This is a genomic window from Nostoc sp. (assembly GCF_036917635.1).
Classification (GTDB): Bacteria; Cyanobacteriota; Cyanobacteriia; order Cyanobacteriales; family Nostocaceae; genus Nostoc.
Genome location: NZ_JBALCW010000044.1, coordinates 29,186 through 49,562, shown reverse-complemented (window position 1 = coordinate 49,562; position 20,377 = coordinate 29,186). Strand labels below are relative to the sequence as shown.

11 protein-coding genes and 1 pseudogene are annotated in these 20,377 nt (G+C 38.1%); 5 read left to right on the top strand and 7 right to left on the bottom strand.

What is annotated here, in order from left to right:
* Positions 1–29: 29 nt before the first annotated feature.
* From V7K32_RS12730 to V7K32_RS12715, 4 genes are all read right to left on the bottom strand, one after another.
* The gene (locus V7K32_RS12730; RefSeq protein WP_334993667.1) at positions 30–2,249 is read right to left on the bottom strand and encodes a GumC family protein; all 2,220 of its coding nucleotides are present in this window, start codon (positions 2,247–2,249) and stop codon (positions 30–32) included.
* A gap of 506 nt (positions 2,250–2,755) precedes the next feature.
* Positions 2,756–3,985 (bottom strand): O-antigen ligase family protein, encoded by a 1,230-nt coding sequence (locus V7K32_RS12725; RefSeq protein WP_334993665.1) that lies wholly within the window; start codon positions 3,983–3,985, stop codon positions 2,756–2,758.
* A 157-nt stretch (positions 3,986–4,142) separates the two neighbouring features.
* Entirely contained in the window at positions 4,143–5,240 is a 1,098-nt protein-coding gene (locus tag V7K32_RS12720) for a glycosyltransferase family 4 protein (RefSeq protein ID WP_334993663.1), read from the bottom strand.
* A 623-nt stretch (positions 5,241–5,863) separates the two neighbouring features.
* Positions 5,864–7,306: a sugar transferase gene (locus tag V7K32_RS12715; RefSeq protein WP_334993661.1), complete on the bottom strand. Its 1,443-nt coding sequence runs from the start codon at positions 7,304–7,306 to the stop codon at positions 5,864–5,866.
* A gap of 1,300 nt (positions 7,307–8,606) precedes the next feature.
* On the opposite strand from V7K32_RS12715, the pseudogene V7K32_RS12710 reads away from it, so the two are divergent.
* The 3 genes and pseudogenes from V7K32_RS12710 to V7K32_RS12700 all read left to right on the top strand — a co-directional run.
* Positions 8,607–11,258: pseudogene (locus tag V7K32_RS12710) on the top strand (non-ribosomal peptide synthetase); the annotation flags it as partial.
* Between the two features lie 279 nt (positions 11,259–11,537).
* Complete coding sequence (locus V7K32_RS12705) at positions 11,538–12,719, top strand: aldo/keto reductase (RefSeq protein WP_334993657.1); 1,182 nt, start codon at positions 11,538–11,540, stop codon at positions 12,717–12,719.
* A 79-nt stretch (positions 12,720–12,798) separates the two neighbouring features.
* On the top strand, positions 12,799–14,166 hold the full coding sequence (locus V7K32_RS12700) for a DNA cytosine methyltransferase (RefSeq protein WP_334993656.1): 1,368 nt from the start codon (positions 12,799–12,801) through the stop codon (positions 14,164–14,166).
* A gap of 28 nt (positions 14,167–14,194) precedes the next feature.
* Here V7K32_RS12700 and V7K32_RS12695 read toward each other — a convergent pair whose 3' ends face one another.
* Together V7K32_RS12695 and V7K32_RS12690 are read right to left on the bottom strand one after the other, a co-directional pair.
* Positions 14,195–14,386, bottom strand: a complete 192-nt coding sequence (locus tag V7K32_RS12695; RefSeq protein ID WP_334993679.1) for a TdeIII family type II restriction endonuclease — start codon at positions 14,384–14,386, stop codon at positions 14,195–14,197.
* Between the two features lie 54 nt (positions 14,387–14,440).
* Positions 14,441–14,713 (bottom strand): hypothetical protein, encoded by a 273-nt coding sequence (locus V7K32_RS12690; protein ID WP_334993654.1) that lies wholly within the window; start codon positions 14,711–14,713, stop codon positions 14,441–14,443.
* Positions 14,714–15,013: 300 nt separating this feature from the next.
* On the opposite strand from V7K32_RS12690, the gene V7K32_RS12685 reads away from it, so the two are divergent.
* Positions 15,014–15,148: a hypothetical protein gene (locus tag V7K32_RS12685; protein WP_334993652.1), complete on the top strand. Its 135-nt coding sequence runs from the start codon at positions 15,014–15,016 to the stop codon at positions 15,146–15,148.
* Here V7K32_RS12685 and V7K32_RS12680 read toward each other — a convergent pair.
* Positions 15,145–16,473: a hemolysin family protein gene (locus V7K32_RS12680; RefSeq protein ID WP_334993650.1), complete on the bottom strand. Its 1,329-nt coding sequence runs from the start codon at positions 16,471–16,473 to the stop codon at positions 15,145–15,147. The genes V7K32_RS12685 and V7K32_RS12680 overlap by 4 nt on opposite strands.
* 237 nt (positions 16,474–16,710) lie before the next feature.
* Between V7K32_RS12680 and mfd the strand changes: the two genes are divergently transcribed.
* Positions 16,711–20,337, top strand: coding sequence for a transcription-repair coupling factor (gene mfd, locus V7K32_RS12675; RefSeq protein WP_334993648.1), 3,627 nt, complete (start codon positions 16,711–16,713; stop codon positions 20,335–20,337).
* The last annotated feature ends 40 nt before the right edge of the window (positions 20,338–20,377 follow it).

Genomic DNA, 20,377 nt, shown 5'->3' with positions numbered 1-20,377 from the left:
ATTGGAGTCGTTCCTAACCTTTGAAAGTTTTATTTTTTTGCAAGTTTCTGAAACTCTTTTGCCAACTTTGTTGGTTTAAAATATTCATGATCGTGATATAGATAACTACTAGATTCATTTTTATCAATGATTCCATTCACGACTAAGCCTAGTACATTGTAATTAGATCTTTCTAACATCTCTTGAGCAGCGTTAGCACTGTTAGAATCGATTACCCCAGGTCGAGCTACTAACAAAATACCGTCAGTCATTTGGCTTAAAGTCAAAGCATCGGCTGCCAAAAGCAGGGGAGGAGCATCAATAATTACAAAATCATAATTATGTTGAGATGAGAAATTTTCAATTAATGATGCCATCCGTTTCGAGTCAAGCAAAGCAAGTGGGTTGGGAGGTCTAACTCCAGCAGTTAAGACATCAAGATTATCCATTACCCTAGATACAGTAACGTCAAATTCAGCCTGACCTACAAGAACTTCACTTAAACCAAGTGCATTGGTTAGCTGCCAAAGATGATGCTGAGAAGGAACTCGCATATCTGCATCAATTAGTAAAACTTTACGCCCTAGTTGAGCGATCGCTGCTGCTAAATTAGCTGAAACTGTAGACTTGCCTTCTTTAGGAACTGCGCTAGTTACCAGGATAGTTTTCAGGACTTTATCTGAACTCAGGAATTTCAGATTTGCTTGAATCATTCGGTACATTTCGCTAGTTAAAGAGTAAGGCGTATCTCTGACAGCAATTTTTTCTTCTACATTTGAATAACGGGAGCGAACCTTTTTAACAGACAAAGGAACAATTCCTAGCAATGTATATCTAAATACATCTCGGACTTCCTTAAGTGTTTTCAAAGATCTATCTCTCATGCTTAGTAAGAGAACACTTGTAGTAGCCAAAAATAAACCGAATATCACTCCTAGCAATAGAACAATAATTTTTTTGCCTATTGCTGGCTTATCTGGCACTAAAGCCGGAACAATAATCCGCGAACTGGCTGTATTGGTATTCTCAACTAACTGTAATTCTTGAACCTTTTTCAAAAGAGTTTGATATGTCGATTCTGCAACTTCAACTTTCCGTTCTAATTCCCGCTGATTTTGTGCTAACTGAGGTATGAGTTTCACTCGCTGCTCGTACGCAGAACGGGAATTATATAGAGAGGAGAGTCTTTTAGCTAAACCAAAGCGCTGTATTTCTGACTGCAGAAAATTTTGGATCAGGTTTTGCCTAAGTTCTCCAATCTGCAATAGGCTCTGCGGAATTGGTGTTTTATTACCAACAGTCTGACCAATTTGCTGTTGCAAGAGGGATTTTAAGCTAGCTCTCTTTGCTTCTAAGTTAATAATTACGGGGTTGTCATCTAGGAAACGGCTACGTTCAACCGCTAGCTGTCGATCGGTATCTTGAAGTTGTGTAAGAACTCCCTGTACTGCTGGCGACTGACTGAGGGCACTCACAGCGATCGCTTCTTGAGAATTTAGCTCTACTTTCTGGCGCAGTTCATTGGTTTGGGCGTTTACCTCATCCAGTTGAGCCTTAACAGTATTCATTTCATTGTCTAGATTTCCAATAGTTGCAACGGCTGATTTTGTCTCCTCTGATAAATCTGCTATCTGATGCTTCTGTTTAAATATACGTAGCGCTACTTCTGCATTATTAACAGACTCTTGAGTTTTAGGAAGCTGCTTGGCAATAAATTGACGAGTTGCTGCTGCCTCAGAGCGATTTGTCAAAATATCATTTTCTAAATAAAGATTCATGATTGTGTTGACCACTGCAGCTGATTGTTCAGGGTCATGGCTGGTATACCTAATTCCCAATACATCTGTGCCGTTAACAACCTTCATAATCACGGCTTTCCGTAGTTGGTCTACCTCTATAGGTTTACCTTCTTCGTCTTTAAGCCCTAGTTTGTCTATTGTTCGCTGCAATAGAGTAGGTGAAGAAATAACTTCTATTTGAGTGTTTATAGGATTTTGAGTTGCTAGCAGGGATTTTAAATCTCCTGCATCTCCTCCTTCAGTGTTAGTAGGCAAAAGATTGGAGCCTACTACTTTAAAAGAAGGAATTCTAAATAACAGTTTTCCTTCGGCTTCATAGGATGGCTTCATAAATTGTGTAGCTATAACACTGAGCATAACAGTAGCTGCAAATATCGCAGTTGCAGGTAGCCACCATCGTTTTAATATCAATAAGTAACGACTAAGGTCTAAATCGATAGATTCTCTAGATTCCATAGATTTTTCTAACATAAATCTTCAAAAGTACAGGTTTTAAGCAAGAAACTAAAAATTCCCTTACTTACAGAATGCACAAACCACTGCGACAAGAGTGATGCGATTTGACAATATGACAATAGTATAGACTATATTAAGTTACAAATTTAGTTCCTTCCGAAATTTAAAGTAACTACTAACTTTGCCAAATTTTATCATCAGCCTTTAACAGTTTTGGAGCTTGATATTGCCACTCAAGAATCTTCTCCATTCTGCCTTGCTCCTGGGGTGCTCTCTCAGAACATAATCAATTTCAGCCATGACAGTTTCTCATAACGGGAAATAACACCCTGCTGGACTAAGCTAGAACTTAATATAATAATCTTGAGACTATTAGTTCGACACATTAGCTGTAATTTTTGAATATTTGGTCTATTTTTGATTAATATTATGATCGAAAGAATCACAAGTTAAAGTTTGATTGATTTTACCAGATGCAAAACGCTCACGCTTTCTTTTGATATTGAGTAAACTTATTGATTTTATTTTGACAAATTTGTGCGTGTAGAAACTTTGCTTGATAATATTGCTGATACATAAAGTATCCATTCCAGGCTATTTTGCTCTAATAATGTAGTTTCGGTTAGATTTGAAAGAATAATATAGGTAAGATAGACTAAAAGCCATAGATTTTGAGATGTTTGATTCCATCGGATTAAATATATTCCTCTTAATAAATTAATAACGAACCCAATTAGAAAAATCAAAATTCCTAATAGACCCAATGCTAACCATAGATCCAAAAAACCATTGTGAGCATTAGGAGCATTCCATTCTACGGTTTGTACAATAATAGAAGACTCACCCTTCTCTGTCCAGAATGCTCCATAGCCATATCCTAGCCACGGTTTTTTTGCAATCATCTGCAACACAGCAGGCCATAATTCTGCACGTCCAGTGAGTGTTGTGTCCTTACCTACTGAGCCAAGAATTGTATCAGCATTTGCAAGAAACCAAGTGTAAAATGCTATACCAAATGCTAACGCAAATGTTACAACAGGTATCATTACTTTATACTTTAAGTTTAAAATTCGATAATATATAAGAAAAGCACCTGTAATGATTATAAAATTACCTAGAGATGTTGTTGATTTTGATAGTATTACAAGTAATCCAGAAGTAATATAGCCAACCCATAAAACCAAGCGATTTTTTTGAGTAGTCATGGCAAGGAAGAAAAATACTGCTCCACTAAGTACAAATCTCTTGCCAAGAACATTCTTGGTTTGGAATATTCCTCGCCAAGTATTTCCATCAATACCGCCTGACAAACCATATTTGGGTATTAATATAACAAATACAAAACACATTACTGCTGAAATGCCAAGCATGTATGCACATAACTTCAGTTGCTGGTTTATGGTGTATCGTGAAGCTAAATAAAGTCCAAAGATACTTGTTCCTGCCAAACCAATAGCGCGACGTAAAGTAATGCCTGCATCTAAAGACCAAAAACTAGAAAGTGCACAAACTCCAATCAATATCCAAATAAACTTATCTCTGCTAAAAACGTAAGTAACCTTCTTCCAGCGTAGAGCAATGAAGCAAAGGCTAACTATGTATGTAAAAGTATAAAGGAGTCGAAATATAGTTCTATCACCCTCTTGTACAGTATAGCCATCCGTTAGAAAAGCATCTAGCGGAGTTCCTGAGTAGAGCATCAAGCAAGCGAATGTAAGTATTTGTTCACCAGAAATTAAAAATTTTCTCATTTTTTATGATATCTATCATCATGTATACATATAGAAAATATATTAAGCAAGCCAGTCATTAGTCGTTGCTAGTATCAGTCGATTTTGGCAAATACTTTGTTTTTTAAATTTCTAATTATTATGTTCGTTAAATGCCAAAGTAATGAGGATAGTGCTTTTAATGCCTCGTTTTTATGGTTTTTTGATAAACTTCAACAGTTTGAGCGGCAATATTTGACCAATTTAAATCTTCCTGACAACGAGCTACTGCCGCAGTTTGCATACGTTGTTGCAAGTCGCGATCGCTTAATAAAGAAATTATGGCATCAGCTAAGGATCGATTATCACAGGCAGGAACTAACAGCCCATCTTTTTTATCCTGAACGATTTCACTTAATCCCCCTACCTCCGAGGCTATAACCGGTGTTCCCATTCCATAAGATAGGGCTGCCACACCACTTTGAGAAGCTTCTATGTATGGTAAAACTGTTACTGTACTGCGTTGAAATAAATTACTTACTTCTTCAAGGGGTATAAAGTCATTGATAATCTCGTAGCGTTTCTCATCATAGCCATCAGGGAAATATTGTTTAATGTTTTCTCCTTGTCCAGCAATAATCAGTTTCACTTCAGGCACACGTTCAGCAATTAAAGGCATAGCTTCAAGCAAATATTTTAATCCTTTATAAGGCCAGATGCGTCCAAAAAATAGCAATGTATTTGGCTCACGAGGCTGACTCTTGTGATTACTTCGGCGCTGATACAAACTACCAAGTTCCCCATGCGGTATAATATTGACTCGCTCTTGAGGTAAATTAAATTGTTCAATTAAAATCTTTTTTAGTTGATGAGTATGGACAATCAATTGTTGGGAACGGTAGAAAGCAATACGCCTGGTATACTCTGAACCGAATACAGCCATACTATCACCTGGGTGACGGAATATATCGTGGATAGTTGTCACCAATGGTGGCATCTTGTTGAGTAACAATGTCCAATCGTACCAAGGATCGTTAGTTTCTTGCACATGTAAAACATCTGGCTGTATGTCTTTGATTATATGCATCATAGCGCCCATAGACAATATGTTACGTAGGTCGCGAATCCGTGGTTTTTTAAAGCTAATGACGCGGATACTAGGATCAATAACATTGATACAAACATCTGAGACTTTTTGCGGATGAATCAGTGTTAAATCAACATATTTAACCAGACTGTTGGCTAATTCGATGGTATAGTCTTCAAAACCAAAATGTAATAACGCAATTTTAATCATAATTAAGATTATATTATCACCTACAATTATTTATTCAACAAATTTGGATGTCTTCCTGCTTGGATTTTATTTTAAAATTTTTTTTGCTCTCTTAAAACTTTTATCCACAAAAAACTAAACCTGCCAAACGCACAAATTATTAGATAAAACAGCAATAAATCGTAGTCAATATAAAGTACAAAATAATTTTTTGCCCTAATTCCGAATCTAGGTAAAATTACAACACTTATTATTAACCGTCGTCCCATAATTCACCCTAAATCTGATGAAAATAGGCGAATATAGGTGAAATAAATAAAGTGCCTAAAACAAAAACCTAGGATATTCATTAATAATGCCATTAAAGCTGCATCTATTAACTCACTCAATATTGCGAAACAACTGCCACACCTCCCAAGATTCCTAATGTATTGGTAATAAGCATTACTTATAAATTTATATTTTTCTCCTATTCTTAAATTAATAATTAACCTTAATTCGCTTATATTGAATTACCAATACCTATATATTTCATAAATTGAGTTTATTTAATGGGTAAAAAACAGAAGCTTTAATGGAGACAGCAATAATTGTCTCAATCCTTATAATTAATTGCTGTCCGCTATGATTTTATTTTTCTTACCTTAGTAGGCACCTTCTTTTTTCAAAACTACCATAACTGTTTTGAGGAGAATTTCAAAGTCTAACCCAAGCGACCAATTTTCGATGTAGTTAAGATCAAGATTTATTACTTGTTCAAAATCTAAAATATCCGAGCGACCTGAGACTTGCCAAAGACCTGTAATCCCAGGTAAAACTTCATGCCGTATAAAATGATGTTCAGAAAACTTATCTACATCTCTAATAGGTAAAGGGCGAGGTCCTACTATACTCATTTCTCCAAAGATAACGTTAAAAAGTTGAGGTAATTCGTCTAAGCTGTAACGTCGAAGGAATTTTCCAACACGGGTAATACGAGGATCGTCTTTAATTTTAAAGATAATTCCATCTTTCGTTTCATTTAATGCTTCTAATTCTTTCTGGAATTTTTCTGCATCAGACCTCATAGTTCTGAATTTCCATACTTTAAACTGTTGCCCATGTAAACCTATACGGGTTTGTCTGTAAAATACTGTGCCGGGAGAGTCCAGTTTTATAGCTATAGCTATAGCTATATAAATAGGGAATGATAACATCACAAATAAAGTCGCAAAGCAAAAATCACAACTGCGTTTTATCCAAAAATCTTTCCCTGTAATTATCGGACAATCCAAACTCAGACAAGGCATTCCACCTATTTTATTAAATTCTATGTTTTTATAAATTGGTTTTAGTTCCATCGGCAAAATATGTACTTGGATGCCAGATGCTTGAAATAACCAGCATAAAAACATTCTATTTTTTAGAGCATCCCAAGATATAAAAACTTCTGTTACACCTAATTCATTAAGTTGATTCAATGTTTTTTGACGTTGATATCTATCTAATGCATTAGCTTTAGCAGTTCCAGAGACAATATAATGTTTTTCTTTTTTTATAAAGCTAGCTATCTGCTCATGGTCTTGAGAATCACAAATAATAAAGACAGAAGAACGAACTATTTTTCTTTGCTTACGTAGATATTCAAGAGTAATATTTATCGCGTATCTACCAGTGGAAACAAATAATATACTTAGTACCCAAGATAATAATATTAATTTTGGGCGTGTAATATCGATAACTGGCTTATATAAAAGGCAAACTAGGAGTATTAACCCATGAGCAAAAGTTAGCGATTTTATAATATTGAGATAGTCATAGCGTTTTTGACCTTCTCGATAAATACCCTCGATAGCTAATGAGCCTATTTGAATTGCAATAGTTATTAAAATCGGCAAATAATGATTTTGTAGATACGAAGTCAAATGCCCATAAGAGGATTCATATCCAGCTAAAACCCAAGCCAAGGATAAAAGAGTGTAGTCTACTAAAAACAATGTTGTTAATCTCAACCACCACGAACCCTTGCGTACCCTGGCAAATGAAGATGCACGTAAATCTAAAGGCACTTCACTGAATTTACTTGTTGTAATGCTTTGATTACTCATATAGAAACACTTGATGTAGTTAAAATTTGATGGAGGCTTATATTAAGATAAGTAGGGGATATCACATTTTTATTTTAAAGAAACCTGGACTTTGTAGGCTACTATTAATCATTATCTTTTCACTAAATTTAAATTATTGATCAAAAGCATCTTCCGAGGTGGGCTTTAGTGCGGTTACTACCCAAATACTTACCTTTTGTTGCAGGGTAGAATCCAGTCTAGCCTCGAAATTTTGAGCTTTGATACCAAATAAAAGGTTTTTTTGGATTTCTTTATGAGTTAACTTAATAATTGAATAAAATCCCTGACGTAAATAATCAAGTCAGTCAGGTACGAATATTAAGAAAGATTTTTAAGTTGCGTAACAGTTGAACTGAGCTAATATAGTTCAATTGCAGATTTTGAATTCTATCTAGACAAGTATATCCTTTCGGAAATTACTGTAGCATGTTTAGCTAGAATAATTCAGCTTTGCTTAGAAGTTCTCTGTTTGTGTACGCATAATTACTGATTAATAAAACTTACATGCATAAGATATAACAAAATGCATCAAAAATTTGATTATCGTTACAAAAGTTTACATAACTTTCTGTTGTGGTTGAGCTTGACTAAGTTTGATGGGCATCTCTACAGAATTTGTCATAGAGTAATATCAGTAGTGTTTGATATCTGTGAGTCTTGTGATATCTGCATTATAGACATTTTTACCTAGTCAGAGAGAATCATTTTTTTAGCTTTACACTATTTTTACATTTGAATAAACATAATGAAGATTCGGTAATAATTATTGTTTTATTCAGCAAATTTTCATAAAAAAAGATAAATTATTTTTAGTTATTGCATTTAAATCGTATATTTCCAGGAAAAAGCCAAAAAAATTATTTGTTAAATAAACGTAAGCCGGAAATTAAACTTGTCCCTGACTGGAACTAAACAATGCAGTCAGGGAAGTTTTAAATTTAAATGTATTTTAAAATTTTAGTTAAGAATAAAATATTTATTTAGGAAAAATTTGGTGATTATTTATGTTGAATAAAAATCGATTAGGTAGAGTTTTTAGAATCAATTATATTTGAAGATGTATATAATTAGCCTGGATATTGCAATTCAAAAGCGGTTCGCGCACCAGCCTGCCCTTAAGCCTAGCTAGCTTTATATCCTGAGCACATTCCGCATTCATTAATATGCAGTTTCACAAAGAATTTTGAATAAAAACATTTACAATAAATAATAAATTAAAACAATGGCATTTTTTGATGGAGTTGATATATAGAAAATGCAGATAAATAGCCAGGCTCCAGAGTATAAGCAAAATATTCCGTTAAATACCTTAACTCACAGCATTGGTACTCAAGTTCTAGAGGGATGCAATGATACCCAAGTACTTGCTCGGTATCTTTGCATCCATGAGATGTTTGAGATGCAAGTAGAGCGATCGCCCCAAGCAATTGCTGTAGTATTTGAAAATATACAACTTACTTATCAGCAGTTAAACCAGCGAGCAAATCAACTAGCGCACCACTTACGTACTTTGGGCGTTGGGCCTGAAGTTCTTGTAGGGATTTGCCTGGAGCGCTCCTTGGAGATGATCGTAGGAGTACTGGGTATTCTAAAAGCTGGAGGCGCTTATGTGCCTTTAGATCCAGCATATCCCCCAGAGCGTTTAGCCTTCATCTTATCAGATACCCAGACACCAGTGTTGTTGACCCAACAGAAATTGGTCAAGAACCTACCACCGCATCAGGCGCAAGTGGTTTGTCTAGACTCAAACTGGCAAGGTAACACCCAAAAAAGTCAAGAAAATCCTGTAAATCAAACGACGACTGATAACCTGATCTACGTAATCTACACATCTGGTTCTACAGGACAACCCAAGGGTGTAATGATCCCTCATCGTGGTATCTGCAATCAACTATACTGGCGGCAAACAACCTTTAGATTAACTCAAGCAGATAAAGTTTTACTGACTATTTCTTTTAGCTTCGACCCTTCAGTGTGGCAAATATTCTGGCCCTTGTGCTTCGGGGGGCAATTGATCATAGCTCGCCCTGGTGGACATCAAGACACTGCTTACCTGGTCAAGGTGATTACTGAACGGCAAATTACTGTCTTGGGCTTAGTACCTTCTATACTGCGTGTTTTACTGGAAGAGAAGGGAATTGAGAATTGTCGATTTCTTAGGCATATTACCTGCGGTGGTGAAGCTTTACCTAGCGAACTCATAGAAAAATTTTTTGCCCAAGTGAATTTGGACAATGTTTTCCATAATTGCTATGGCCCGACAGAAGCTTCTATTGATGCCACTCTCTGGACTTGTCAGCGCGGCACTAATTATACCATTGCTCCGATTGGTCGCCCTATTGCTAATGCAGATATTTACATCCTTGATGAAAATTTGCAGCCTGTGCCTGTTGGTAAATCAGGTGAACTCTACATTGGCGGGATTGGTCTAGCGCGAGGCTATCTTAACCGTCCTGAATTAACAACAGAGAAGTTCATTTTCCACCCTTTTAGTTCTAAAGTTGGCGCACGTCTTTACAAAACTGGGGATTTGGCACGTTACTTGAGCGATGGTAATATCGAGTTCCTTGGCCGGATTGACCACCAAGTGAAAATACGTGGCTTCCGAATTGAATTAGGAGAAATTGAAGCTGTTCTTAGACAACACCCCTGTGTGAAAGAAGCTGTTGTCATCATTAGAGAAGAAGTTCACGGTGACAAAAGTCTTGTGGCTTATCTGACTCTGAACCAGGAACAGACAGTTAAGGTTGAGCAACTGCGTCGTTTCTTACAGGAGAAACTACCTATTTACATGATGCCTTCAGCTTTTGTGATATTGAAAGCTTTACCAATGACTCCTAACGGCAAGATAGATCGTCGTTCTCTGCCAGAACCTGCTCAAACCAGACAACAAGTAGAAGAAAGTTTTGCGGCTCCCAGCGATGAGACGGAACTGAAACTGGCAAGGATTTGGGAAAAAGTACTAGGTATCAAGCCTATTGGCATCAAAGATAACTTTTTTGATTTAGGAGGCAACTCGTTGCTATCCATACGGGTATTTGCACAAGTCCAAAAAGCCTTTAAAAAAGATATGCCCTTGGCTATTCTTTATCAAAATCCGACCATTGAGCAACTAGCCATAATTCTTCGCAAATTAGAGTTTTCGCCGTCCTTATCGTGTTTAGTACCAATTAAACCTAATGGTTCTAAACCACCTTTATTTTTGTGTCAAGGATTTAACTTATATCAGTCTCTAGTTCCTTATTTAGATTCAGAACAACCTGTTTATGCCCTAATATCACGGGATGGACAGGGAATGCCAATTAGATTCAATGGAATAGAGGAATTAGCATCGTGCTACATCAATGAAATAAGAACTCTCCAACCTGAAGGCCCTTATTTTTTGGGAGGTCATTCTTTTGGAGGAGTCATAGCATTTGAAATGGCTCAACAATTGTCATCACAAGGTCAAGACATAGCTTTACTAGCTTTGTTTGATTCTTATGTACCAGGTACAATCAAAAGAATGCCGATGTCCAAGAGCCTATCATACAACTTGGATCAATTTTTAAAAATTGGGCCTGGCTATCTTTTAAAATATTTTCTAGAACGTGTGTCACAAAAATATGCCAAGATAGCTCTAAAAAATGAATTTATCAGAATTAAAAAACTCCAATATCTAGTCAGCCGAGCGGCATACTTCAAACTTGTAGAAGAATATGCAACCAAGTATATACCACAATCTTACTTGGGTCGTATAACCCTCTTTATGGCTAGTGATAGGCGTTTTCAGGATGAGCCTGAACTAAGTTGGACTAAATTGGCGGATGGAGGATTGGAGATACATGAAATTCCTGGTGATCACCTTAGTATTTTTACAGAGCCTAGCATCCGGTTAATGGCTAAAAAATTAGAGCTTTCTATGAAGGCTTCAATTGATATTACAGAATAAAATCAGGTTATGGAACTAGAATACTGGTTGCAATCCAATAACCACAAAGCCTGGACAGTTTAGGGATCATCTAAAAATAACTTGTATAAGTTTTACCTGAAATCGCTTGTGATTCTAGTTTTCACATAAAAAGTGTTTAAGTTATTTTACAGAATTCCTTAATATGCAATAAATCTTGCTAGTGTCACAAGATTAAACAGATGTTGTTATTGTGGCAATATAGGCTTGAATGGCTGTTGTTTTTAGATTTCAAGTTGGTAAGCAATCCACAATCTACTGATGCTATATAGACGATTTGGACGCACAGAATTACAGATGCCAGTCTTTTCCTGCGGTGGCATGAGATATCAGTTTAAATGGGAAGATGTTCCCAATAATGAAATTCCTGTTGATAACCAGGCGAATCTCGAAGCGACTATTAGAAGGGCAGTTGAGGTTGGGATTAATCATATTGAAACTGCTCGTGGTTATGGCACTTCCGAAATGCAATTAGGGAGAATATTGCCTAAGTTTCCCCGTGAAAAGTTGATTGTTCAAACCAAAATAATTCCAAAGGCAGATGCGAAAGAATTCCGCAACGCTTTTGAACAATCATTGCATAATCTCCAGCTAGATTATGTTGACCTTTTAGGGTTGCACGGCATCAATCATGCTGAGTCATTAGACTACAGCATCCGTCCCGGTGGCTGTTTGGAAGTAGCGCAGCAGTTGCAAGCAGAGGGAAAAGTTAGATTTATTGGCTTTTCCACACACGGTTCAACAGATATGATTGTGCAAACAATTAATACCAATCAATTTGATTACGTAAACCTACACTGGTACTATATTAATCAATGGAATTGGGCGGCAATTGAAGCAGCTAAACGCCATGATATGGGGGTGTTTATTATTAGCCCTTCTGATAAAGGAGGTTTATTGTATAAACCACCAGAAAGATTAGTAAATCTTTGCGCTCCTTTGAGTCCAATGGTGTTTAATGATTTGTTTTGTTTGAGTCATCAAGAGGTGCATACCCTAAGTTTGGGAGCAGCAAAACCAGAAGATTTTGATGAACATCTGAAGACTTTAAAATTAATAGATGGGGCATCAGAAATTTTGCCACCAATTTTAGCAAGGTTAGAGTCAGAAGCGATCGCTACTTTGGGAGAAGATTGGGTAAAATCGTGGCAGACTAATCTACCAACCTTTGAGGAAACCCCTGGTGAGGTAAATATTCGGGTAATTTTGTGGCTGTGGAATCTAGCGATCGCCTACGATCTGGTAGACTATGCCAAAATGCGTTACAACCTGCTTGGTAATGCCAGCCATTGGTTTCCCGGCAACAAAGCCCAGAGGCTAGACGAATTAGACTTGCGTCAATGTCTCGCCCGCAATCCCCACGCCGATAAAATCCCCCAAGTTTTGGCACAAGCCCATCAGATGTTAGCGGGTGCAGAGGTAAAACGATTATCTCAGAGTTGAGGGTTAGAAACTTAGTATATCATCAAATATACTAAGTCGCTACATTCCAAGAGTTAGTTAATCAAGTTGGCTAACAAAAATGAAACCTGTATTTTCACAAAATCCAAAACAAATAGAATTACCTCTACAGTTAGTAACTTATCAAAATAAATTCGCTTTCATCGATCTATTTGCTGGTATTGGTGGGTTTAGAATTGCTTTACAAAAACTAGGCGGTCAATGCTTAGGCTATTCTGAAATAGATAAACAAGCTATAAAAGTTTATCAACAAAATTTTATCAGCTACTTAAATAAAGATGAAATTGAATTAGGAGATATAACAAAAATAAGTGAGCTTCCCTCTCATGTAGATATAGTAGTTGGTGGCGTTCCGTGTCAACCTTGGTCTGTCGCAGGTCGTTTAAAGGGATTTGAAGACAAGCGAGGAAGGTTATGGTTTGATGTAATTCGACTAGTCAATAAAAATAAACCTAAAGCCTTTATATTTGAGAATGTCAGTGGATTAGCAAGCCCGAAAAATATAGATAATTTGCAAATAATTGTACATGAATTAGAAAGCATACGATATTGTGTTAAATGGAAAGTCCTCAATGCTTATGATTTTGGTTTACCTCAAAATAGAGATAGAGTTTTTATTGTTGGAATTAGAAATGATCTAGAAAAATGCCAAGAGTATAAATTTCCTATTCCTTTGAATATTCATCCAAAAGTGTTTGATGTTTTGGATGATATTAAATCTGCAAAACTTATTGAAAAAGTGAAGTTAGATCGACATACTTTATTTAAAGGTATGATTCCACCATCCAGAACTAGATTTCAAAAAGATCACGAATTAAATGATTTCTTTATTTTTTCGGATTTAAGAAATGGACATACAACAATTCACTCTTGGGATATTATAGAAACCACTGATAGAGAAAAAATGATTTGCTTAAATCTTCTAAAACATAGAAGAAGTAAAAAGTATGGAGAGAAAGATGGTAATCCCTTATCTTTTGATAATTTTAAACAAATAATATTTGATATAGAGATAAATGAATTAAATGAACTAGTTAAAAAAGGAATATTCCGATTAACTGCTGATAATAAGTATGAATTTGTTAATTCTAAAAATATGACAGGTATTAATGATATTTATAGAATTATTTTACCTACTGCTGATATTGTGCCAACTTTAACTGCTACTGGTGCTAAAGACTATATAGCAACAGTATCAATTAATGCTAGCAATCCAGATGAGTATAAAAATATATTTTTAGAAAAAATTTATAAACAGAAAAATTTTATCCCAATCATGGCAAAACACGCTTGTAAATTACAAGGTTTTCCGAAAAATTTTGAATATCACGAAAAAGATGATATTGCCAGAAAACAGTTTGGTAATGCTGTTCCTGTACCTGTTGTTGAGTATGTAGCTAAAGAGTTGCTAAGTATTCTTGATATTTAAACTAATTTTGGTAAAAAATATCACTAAATTATGCGGCAAAGTTTTCTTGTCCTAACTCAACAAAAAGTGCCTTTAATTGCTCAAATGTATTTTCAGTTCCAGAACAAAAATCCCAAAATTCATTTTCGACCCATATATCTTGAGCGATATCTAGAGGAGAACTAGATAACTTACCTTTTTGCTTTTCATACCAAGATTTGGAAAAAGGATTAAAAGGAATAGCAATACGAGCTTTTAACTTAGCATTTGTATCTTTAGCAAGTCGATAAGCATATCACTGTAGCATTTGTTTGTTAAACTTTTGAAAATCAGCTAGATTTCGCTGTGCAGTTTTTATATCAAAAAGATATTCAATTCCGTCCTTAGACAAATGAATATCAACTCCAGTTCCTGATGGAGGAGATTTATAGATGTAGGCGGCGATGTCTTGAGGATTGGTTTTTGCCGCAGCGTTTGTTAGCCTGCCTATACATTCCTCTGTTGAAACTCTCCTGTTATTAGACTTGTTTTCACGTTCAGAAACTAATTTATCCAATTCATTCTGCAAAACTTCAGGAAAGGGAGTTGGAACTAATATTTTCTTTTTGATAATTTAAATCCATTAATTTCAGCTAAGGTTTTAGATATAGGTTCCCAAAAACTTGTTCCTAGACTTGTTTCTAATCCACCTATTAGAGAACGTATTCGTCTTTCATTAGGAAAAATATCATCTAATATTTGGTAATTTTTGACTGCTTTATTCTTAAAAAATTTTCTAATTTAAATCTTAAGATTTTCCTTGATTTTTTCTTTAAGATAGTCATCTATAATTTAATTTTTTTATGTTGATTAAGGCGGGTAATATAAGATGCCCAACCGACAAGCTGGTAGGGTAAATTACGGCTTTAGCCTAACACACCAAGTGACATTGGGCATAGTGCATGGAAAATATAAACAATCAATTCTCAATGCCCAATGCCCCATTCTCAATGCCCAATGCTAATCAGATTTATTCGGATCTGCTGATTTATTTGCCTTAGGTACGATTAGCACCTTATCAACGCGGTTACCATCCATATCCATTACTTCAATTCGCATACCTTGCCATTCAAAATGATCTGCTGCGGCAGGAATACGACCTAAATGGGTGATGACAAAACCGCCTAAAGTTTGATAACTGCCGCTTTCTTCGGATTTCCACTCTTCCATACCGAAAAGTTCCAAAAACTCCTCTACAGGTAACATCCCATCCAAAAGCCAGGAACCATCTTCGCGTTGCACGGCTTGTGGTTGATCCTGGCCATCTGTTGAGGGAACATCACCCACGATTTCGCTCATAATGTCGTTGAGAGTGACTAATCCTTGAATCACGCCATATTCATCGACTACTAGGGCCATGTGAGTGATCGTTTGCTTGAATAATTCCAAAACTTTCAAACCACGGGTGCTTTCTGGCACGAATACGGGCTGTCGCAATCCCAGTGTTAAGTCTAGTGCTTCTCCTCGAAAATTTCTGGCTAATAAGTCGGTAACCGGCATAACACCCAGCACATTGTCAAGTCCTCCCTGACAAACTGGATACCGAGAATAGGCACTATCAATCATTTTTTGGCGATTTTCTTCGGCAGTGTCATCCAAGTCTAACCAGACAATATCAGGACGGGGTGTCATTAAGTAGCTGACAGCGCGATCGCCTAAACGAAAAACTCGCTCCACCATATCCTGTTCAGCTTCCTCAAAGGTTCCCGCCTCAGTGCCTTGCTCAATCAAGATTTTAATTTCTTCTTCGGTAACTTGCGGCTCGGTAGAAGCTGTAATTCCCAGCACTCGCAGGATCAAATCTGTAGAAGCGCTTAAGAGAAAGACCACTGGAGAAGCGATCGCCGCCAAGGCTTGCATAGGAATCGCTACAATCGATGCAATCCTTTCTGGGTTGTTTAATGCCAAACGCTTCGGTACCAATTCGCCAACAATCAGTGACAAATAGGTAATGATCAAAACCACTATTCCAAAAGATAGGGGTTCACTATAAGGTGCTAATAAAGGCACAAGTTTTACATAGACTGCCACTCGGCTGGCAATTGTTGCTCCTCCAAAAGCACCAGTCAGGATACCAATCAAGGAAATACCTACTTGGACGGTTGACAGAAAATGATTTGGAGACTCAGCTAGTTTCAATGCTGCCTTTGCCTTGGCATCTCCTTGATTAGCAAGCTGTTGTAGCCTAACTTTCCGGGCCGAGACAATCGCCATCTCAGACATAGAAAACACGCCGTTGGCAATAATTAGCACCAAAATGATTAAAATTTCAAAATTTATGGAGGACATGTTTAAAATTGCCACTTATCACGAACGTAGCTCACTACCTAGTATCTAGTATTAAAGGTGCTTCTATAAATGCTTTTACTGTACACAAAGTAATAGTTATACTTCTTAAGTTTATTAGTCGCCGTGCATTATTCTTCCACCGAAAGAATAAGAAGGCTGTTAACACTTTTAAAATAGTTGAGATAAACTGCCTCAAGATTTTCTGATCCACAAAGACTCCCACCGCTAGTAGTACTTATGTCATTTTCTTCTATTGTGCGTGCCTTAGCGCGATCGCCGCTCACCACTGAATTTATTTCTAAGCTAAACCGACAACAAGAATTGCGGTTAAATGGCGTTGCTCGACTACCCAAGGGTTTGGTGGCTTCGGCATTGGCGCAGGCTACGGGCAAGGATTTGTTTGTGGTTTGCGCCACTCTGGAAGAAGCTGGACGCGTTTATGCACAACTGGAGGCAATGGGATGGCAAACAGTACATTTTTACCCCACCTCCGAGGCTTCTCCCTACGAACCTTTTGACCCGGAAACTGAGATGAGTTGGGGGCAAATGCAGGTATTGGCAGATTTGCTCAAAAAGAGGCAGTGCGGTCTTGGGGTCTCCCCAAGTGAAGCAACTGCCGTTCAAGAGTCATTAGTGATTAGTCAGCTGTCATTAGAAACAAACCAAGGACAAAGGACAAATGACAAAGGACAAATGACAAATTTAGCAATTGTGGCTACTCAAGGGGCGCTGCAACCCCACTTACCACCACCACAAGCTTTTGGGCAATTCTGTCTTACTTTGAAGCGGGGGATGGAATTAGACTTGAATACCTTCAGTGAGAAAATAACTATTTTGGGGTATGAAAGAGTTCCTTTGGTGGAAACAGAAGGACAGTGGAGCCGACGGGGCGATATTGTTGATGTGTACCCAGTTTCATCTGAGTTTCCAGTCCGGCTGGAATGGTTTGGCGATGAAATTGAGCAAATGCGGGAATTTGACCCAGCAACCCAACGTTCCGCCCTCGATAAAGTTGATCGGTTAATTCTTACCCCCACTAGTTTTGCTCCCATCGTCATGGCGGCACTAAAGAATAGTTATGAGTTAGGAGTTAGGAGTTATGAGTTAAATTCTGAGTCAGAACTTAGTACTGAGAAATCATCGCTCTTGGAGGGTAGTCGTCGCTTTTTGGGGTTGGCTTTCGAGCAACCAGCATCTCTGCTAAACTACTTATCAGAAAATACCCTGATTGCCATTGATGAGCCAGAACAGTGTCATGCTCATAGCGATCGCTGGGTAGAAAATGCCGAGGAACAATGGGGAATAGGGAATAGGGAGTTGGGAGTAGGGAATGGGGAAGAATCTATCCCCACTCCCCTAACATTGCCGAAGATTCACCGTTCTTTTGATGAGTGTTTGGCTCATGTTGCCAGGTTTAAAACATTATATTTATCGGAACTCTCAGAGGAAAATGATGGGATTAATCTTGCCAGCCGACCTGTTCCAGTTACCCCACACCAGTTTGCTAAACTAGCTGAAACCATTCGCCAAGAACGCGATCGCCATTTCTCGATCTGGTTAATTTCTGCTCAACCTTCGCGCTCTGTCTCGCTGTTACAAGAACATGATTGTCCGGCTCAGTTTATCCCGAATCCCCGCGACTATCAAGCGATCGATAAACTCAAAATTAACCATACTCCCATAGCCCTAAAATATTCTGGTCTTGCTGAACTAGAAGGTTTTATCCTGCCTACATACCGTTTGGTAATTGTTACAGATCGGGAATTTTTTGGGCAGCATTCTTTGGCGACTCCCGGCTATATCCGCAAGCGCCACAAAGCTACTTCTAAACAAGTTGATCCTAATAAGCTGCGTCCAGGTGATTATGTAGTTCACAGAAATCATGGTGTTGGTAAATTTGTCAAGCTGGAAAGTTTGACGATTAATAACGAAACCCGTGATTATTTGGTGGTGCAGTATGCTGATGGATTATTAAGAGTTGCAGCCGAGCAAGTGGGTGCTTTATCTCGATTCCGCGCCGGAGGTGATAAAGCACCCGAACTCAACAGGATGACCGGTAAAGCTTGGGAAAATACCAAGAATAAAGTCCGCAAAGCGATTAGAAAATTGGCAGTGGACTTGTTGAAACTGTATGCAGCGCGATCGCAACAACAAGGTTTTAGCTTTCCCAGTGATATGCCTTGGCAGGAGGAACTCGAAGATTCTTTCCCCTACCAACCCACAACGGATCAACTCAAAGCTGTCCAAGATGTCAAACGCGACATGGAAAGCGATCGCCCAATGGATCGCTTAGTTTGTGGCGATGTCGGTTTTGGAAAGACGGAAGTGGCGATTCGTGCTATTTTCAAAGCAGTCATCGCCGGTAAACAAGTGGCACTCCTTGCGCCGACGACTATTTTAACACAGCAGCATTACCATACACTCAAAGAACGTTTTGCTCCCTACCCCGTAAATGTCGGTTTACTCAACCGTTTTCGTTCGGCTGAAGAACGCCGTGATATTCAAAAGCGATTGGCAACGGGTGAATTAGATGTAGTTGTTGGTACACAGCAACTTTTGGGTAAAGGTGTGCTATTCCGAGATTTAGGATTGTTGGTAGTAGATGAAGAACAGCGCTTTGGGGTAAACCAGAAAGAGAAAATTAAAAGCCTAAAAACTCAAGTGGACGTGCTTACCCTCTCCGCGACTCCTATTCCCCGGACTTTGTATATGTCCTTGTCGGGAATTCGGGAAATGAGTTTAATTACCACGCCACCCCCAACTAGACGAGCGATTAAAACCCATTTATCACCAATAAATTCTGAAAGTATCCGCACGGCAATTCGTCAAGAATTAGACAGAGGTGGACAAGTATTTTATGTAGTTCCACGGGTGGATGGAATTGAAGAGACAACAGCCAATTTACGAGAAGTGTTACCGGGAGCTAGGTTTGCGATCGCTCACGGTCAAATGGATGAAAGCGAGTTAGAATCAACCATGCTCACTTTCAGCAATGGCGATGCAGATATCCTGGTTTGTACGACAATTATTGAATCTGGCTTAGATATTCCCCGAGTCAACACAATTTTGATTGAAGATGCTCACCGCTTTGGATTGGCTCAACTGTATCAATTACGCGGTCGTGTGGGACGTGCAGGTATCCAAGCTCATGCTTGGTTATTTTATCCCAAGCAACGGACTTTATCTGATGCGGCGCGGCAACGATTACGAGCAATTCAGGAATTTACTCAGCTAGGTTCTGGATATCAGCTAGCGATGCGCGACATGGAAATCAGAGGCGTGGGTAACTTGCTAGGTGCAGAACAATCCGGTCAAATGGATGCCATCGGTTTTGATTTATACATGGAAATGCTGGAAGAAGCAATCAGGGAAATCCGAGGACAAGAAATTCCGAAAGTGGAGGATACCCAGATTGATCTTAACCTGACGGCGTTTATCCCAGCAGATTATATCACCGATTTGGATCAAAAGATGAGTGCTTATCGGGCGGTAGCCACAGCTAAATCTAAATCAGAATTAAAGCAGATTGCAGCCGAGTGGAGCGATCGCTATGGTAGTTTACCAGTGCCTGCAAATCAACTTTTGCGAGTCATGGAACTCAAACAGCTAGCGAAAAAACTTGGATTTAGTCGGATTAAACCAGAAAACAAGCAGCACGTTGTTTTAGAAACGCCGATGGAGGAACCCGCTTGGAATTTATTGGCGGCGAATTTACCCGAAAATCTGAAGACGCGCTTTGTCTATTCTCCTGGGAAAGTCACGGTACGTGGGTTAGGAGTATTTAAAGCAGATCAACAATTGCAGAATTTGATTGATGCTTTCGGGAGAATGCAAGGTGCGATTCCAGAGGCGGTTGGTGTTTGAGCAGTTTTGTTTAAGTTTCTATCAATTTAGAACCAAACCT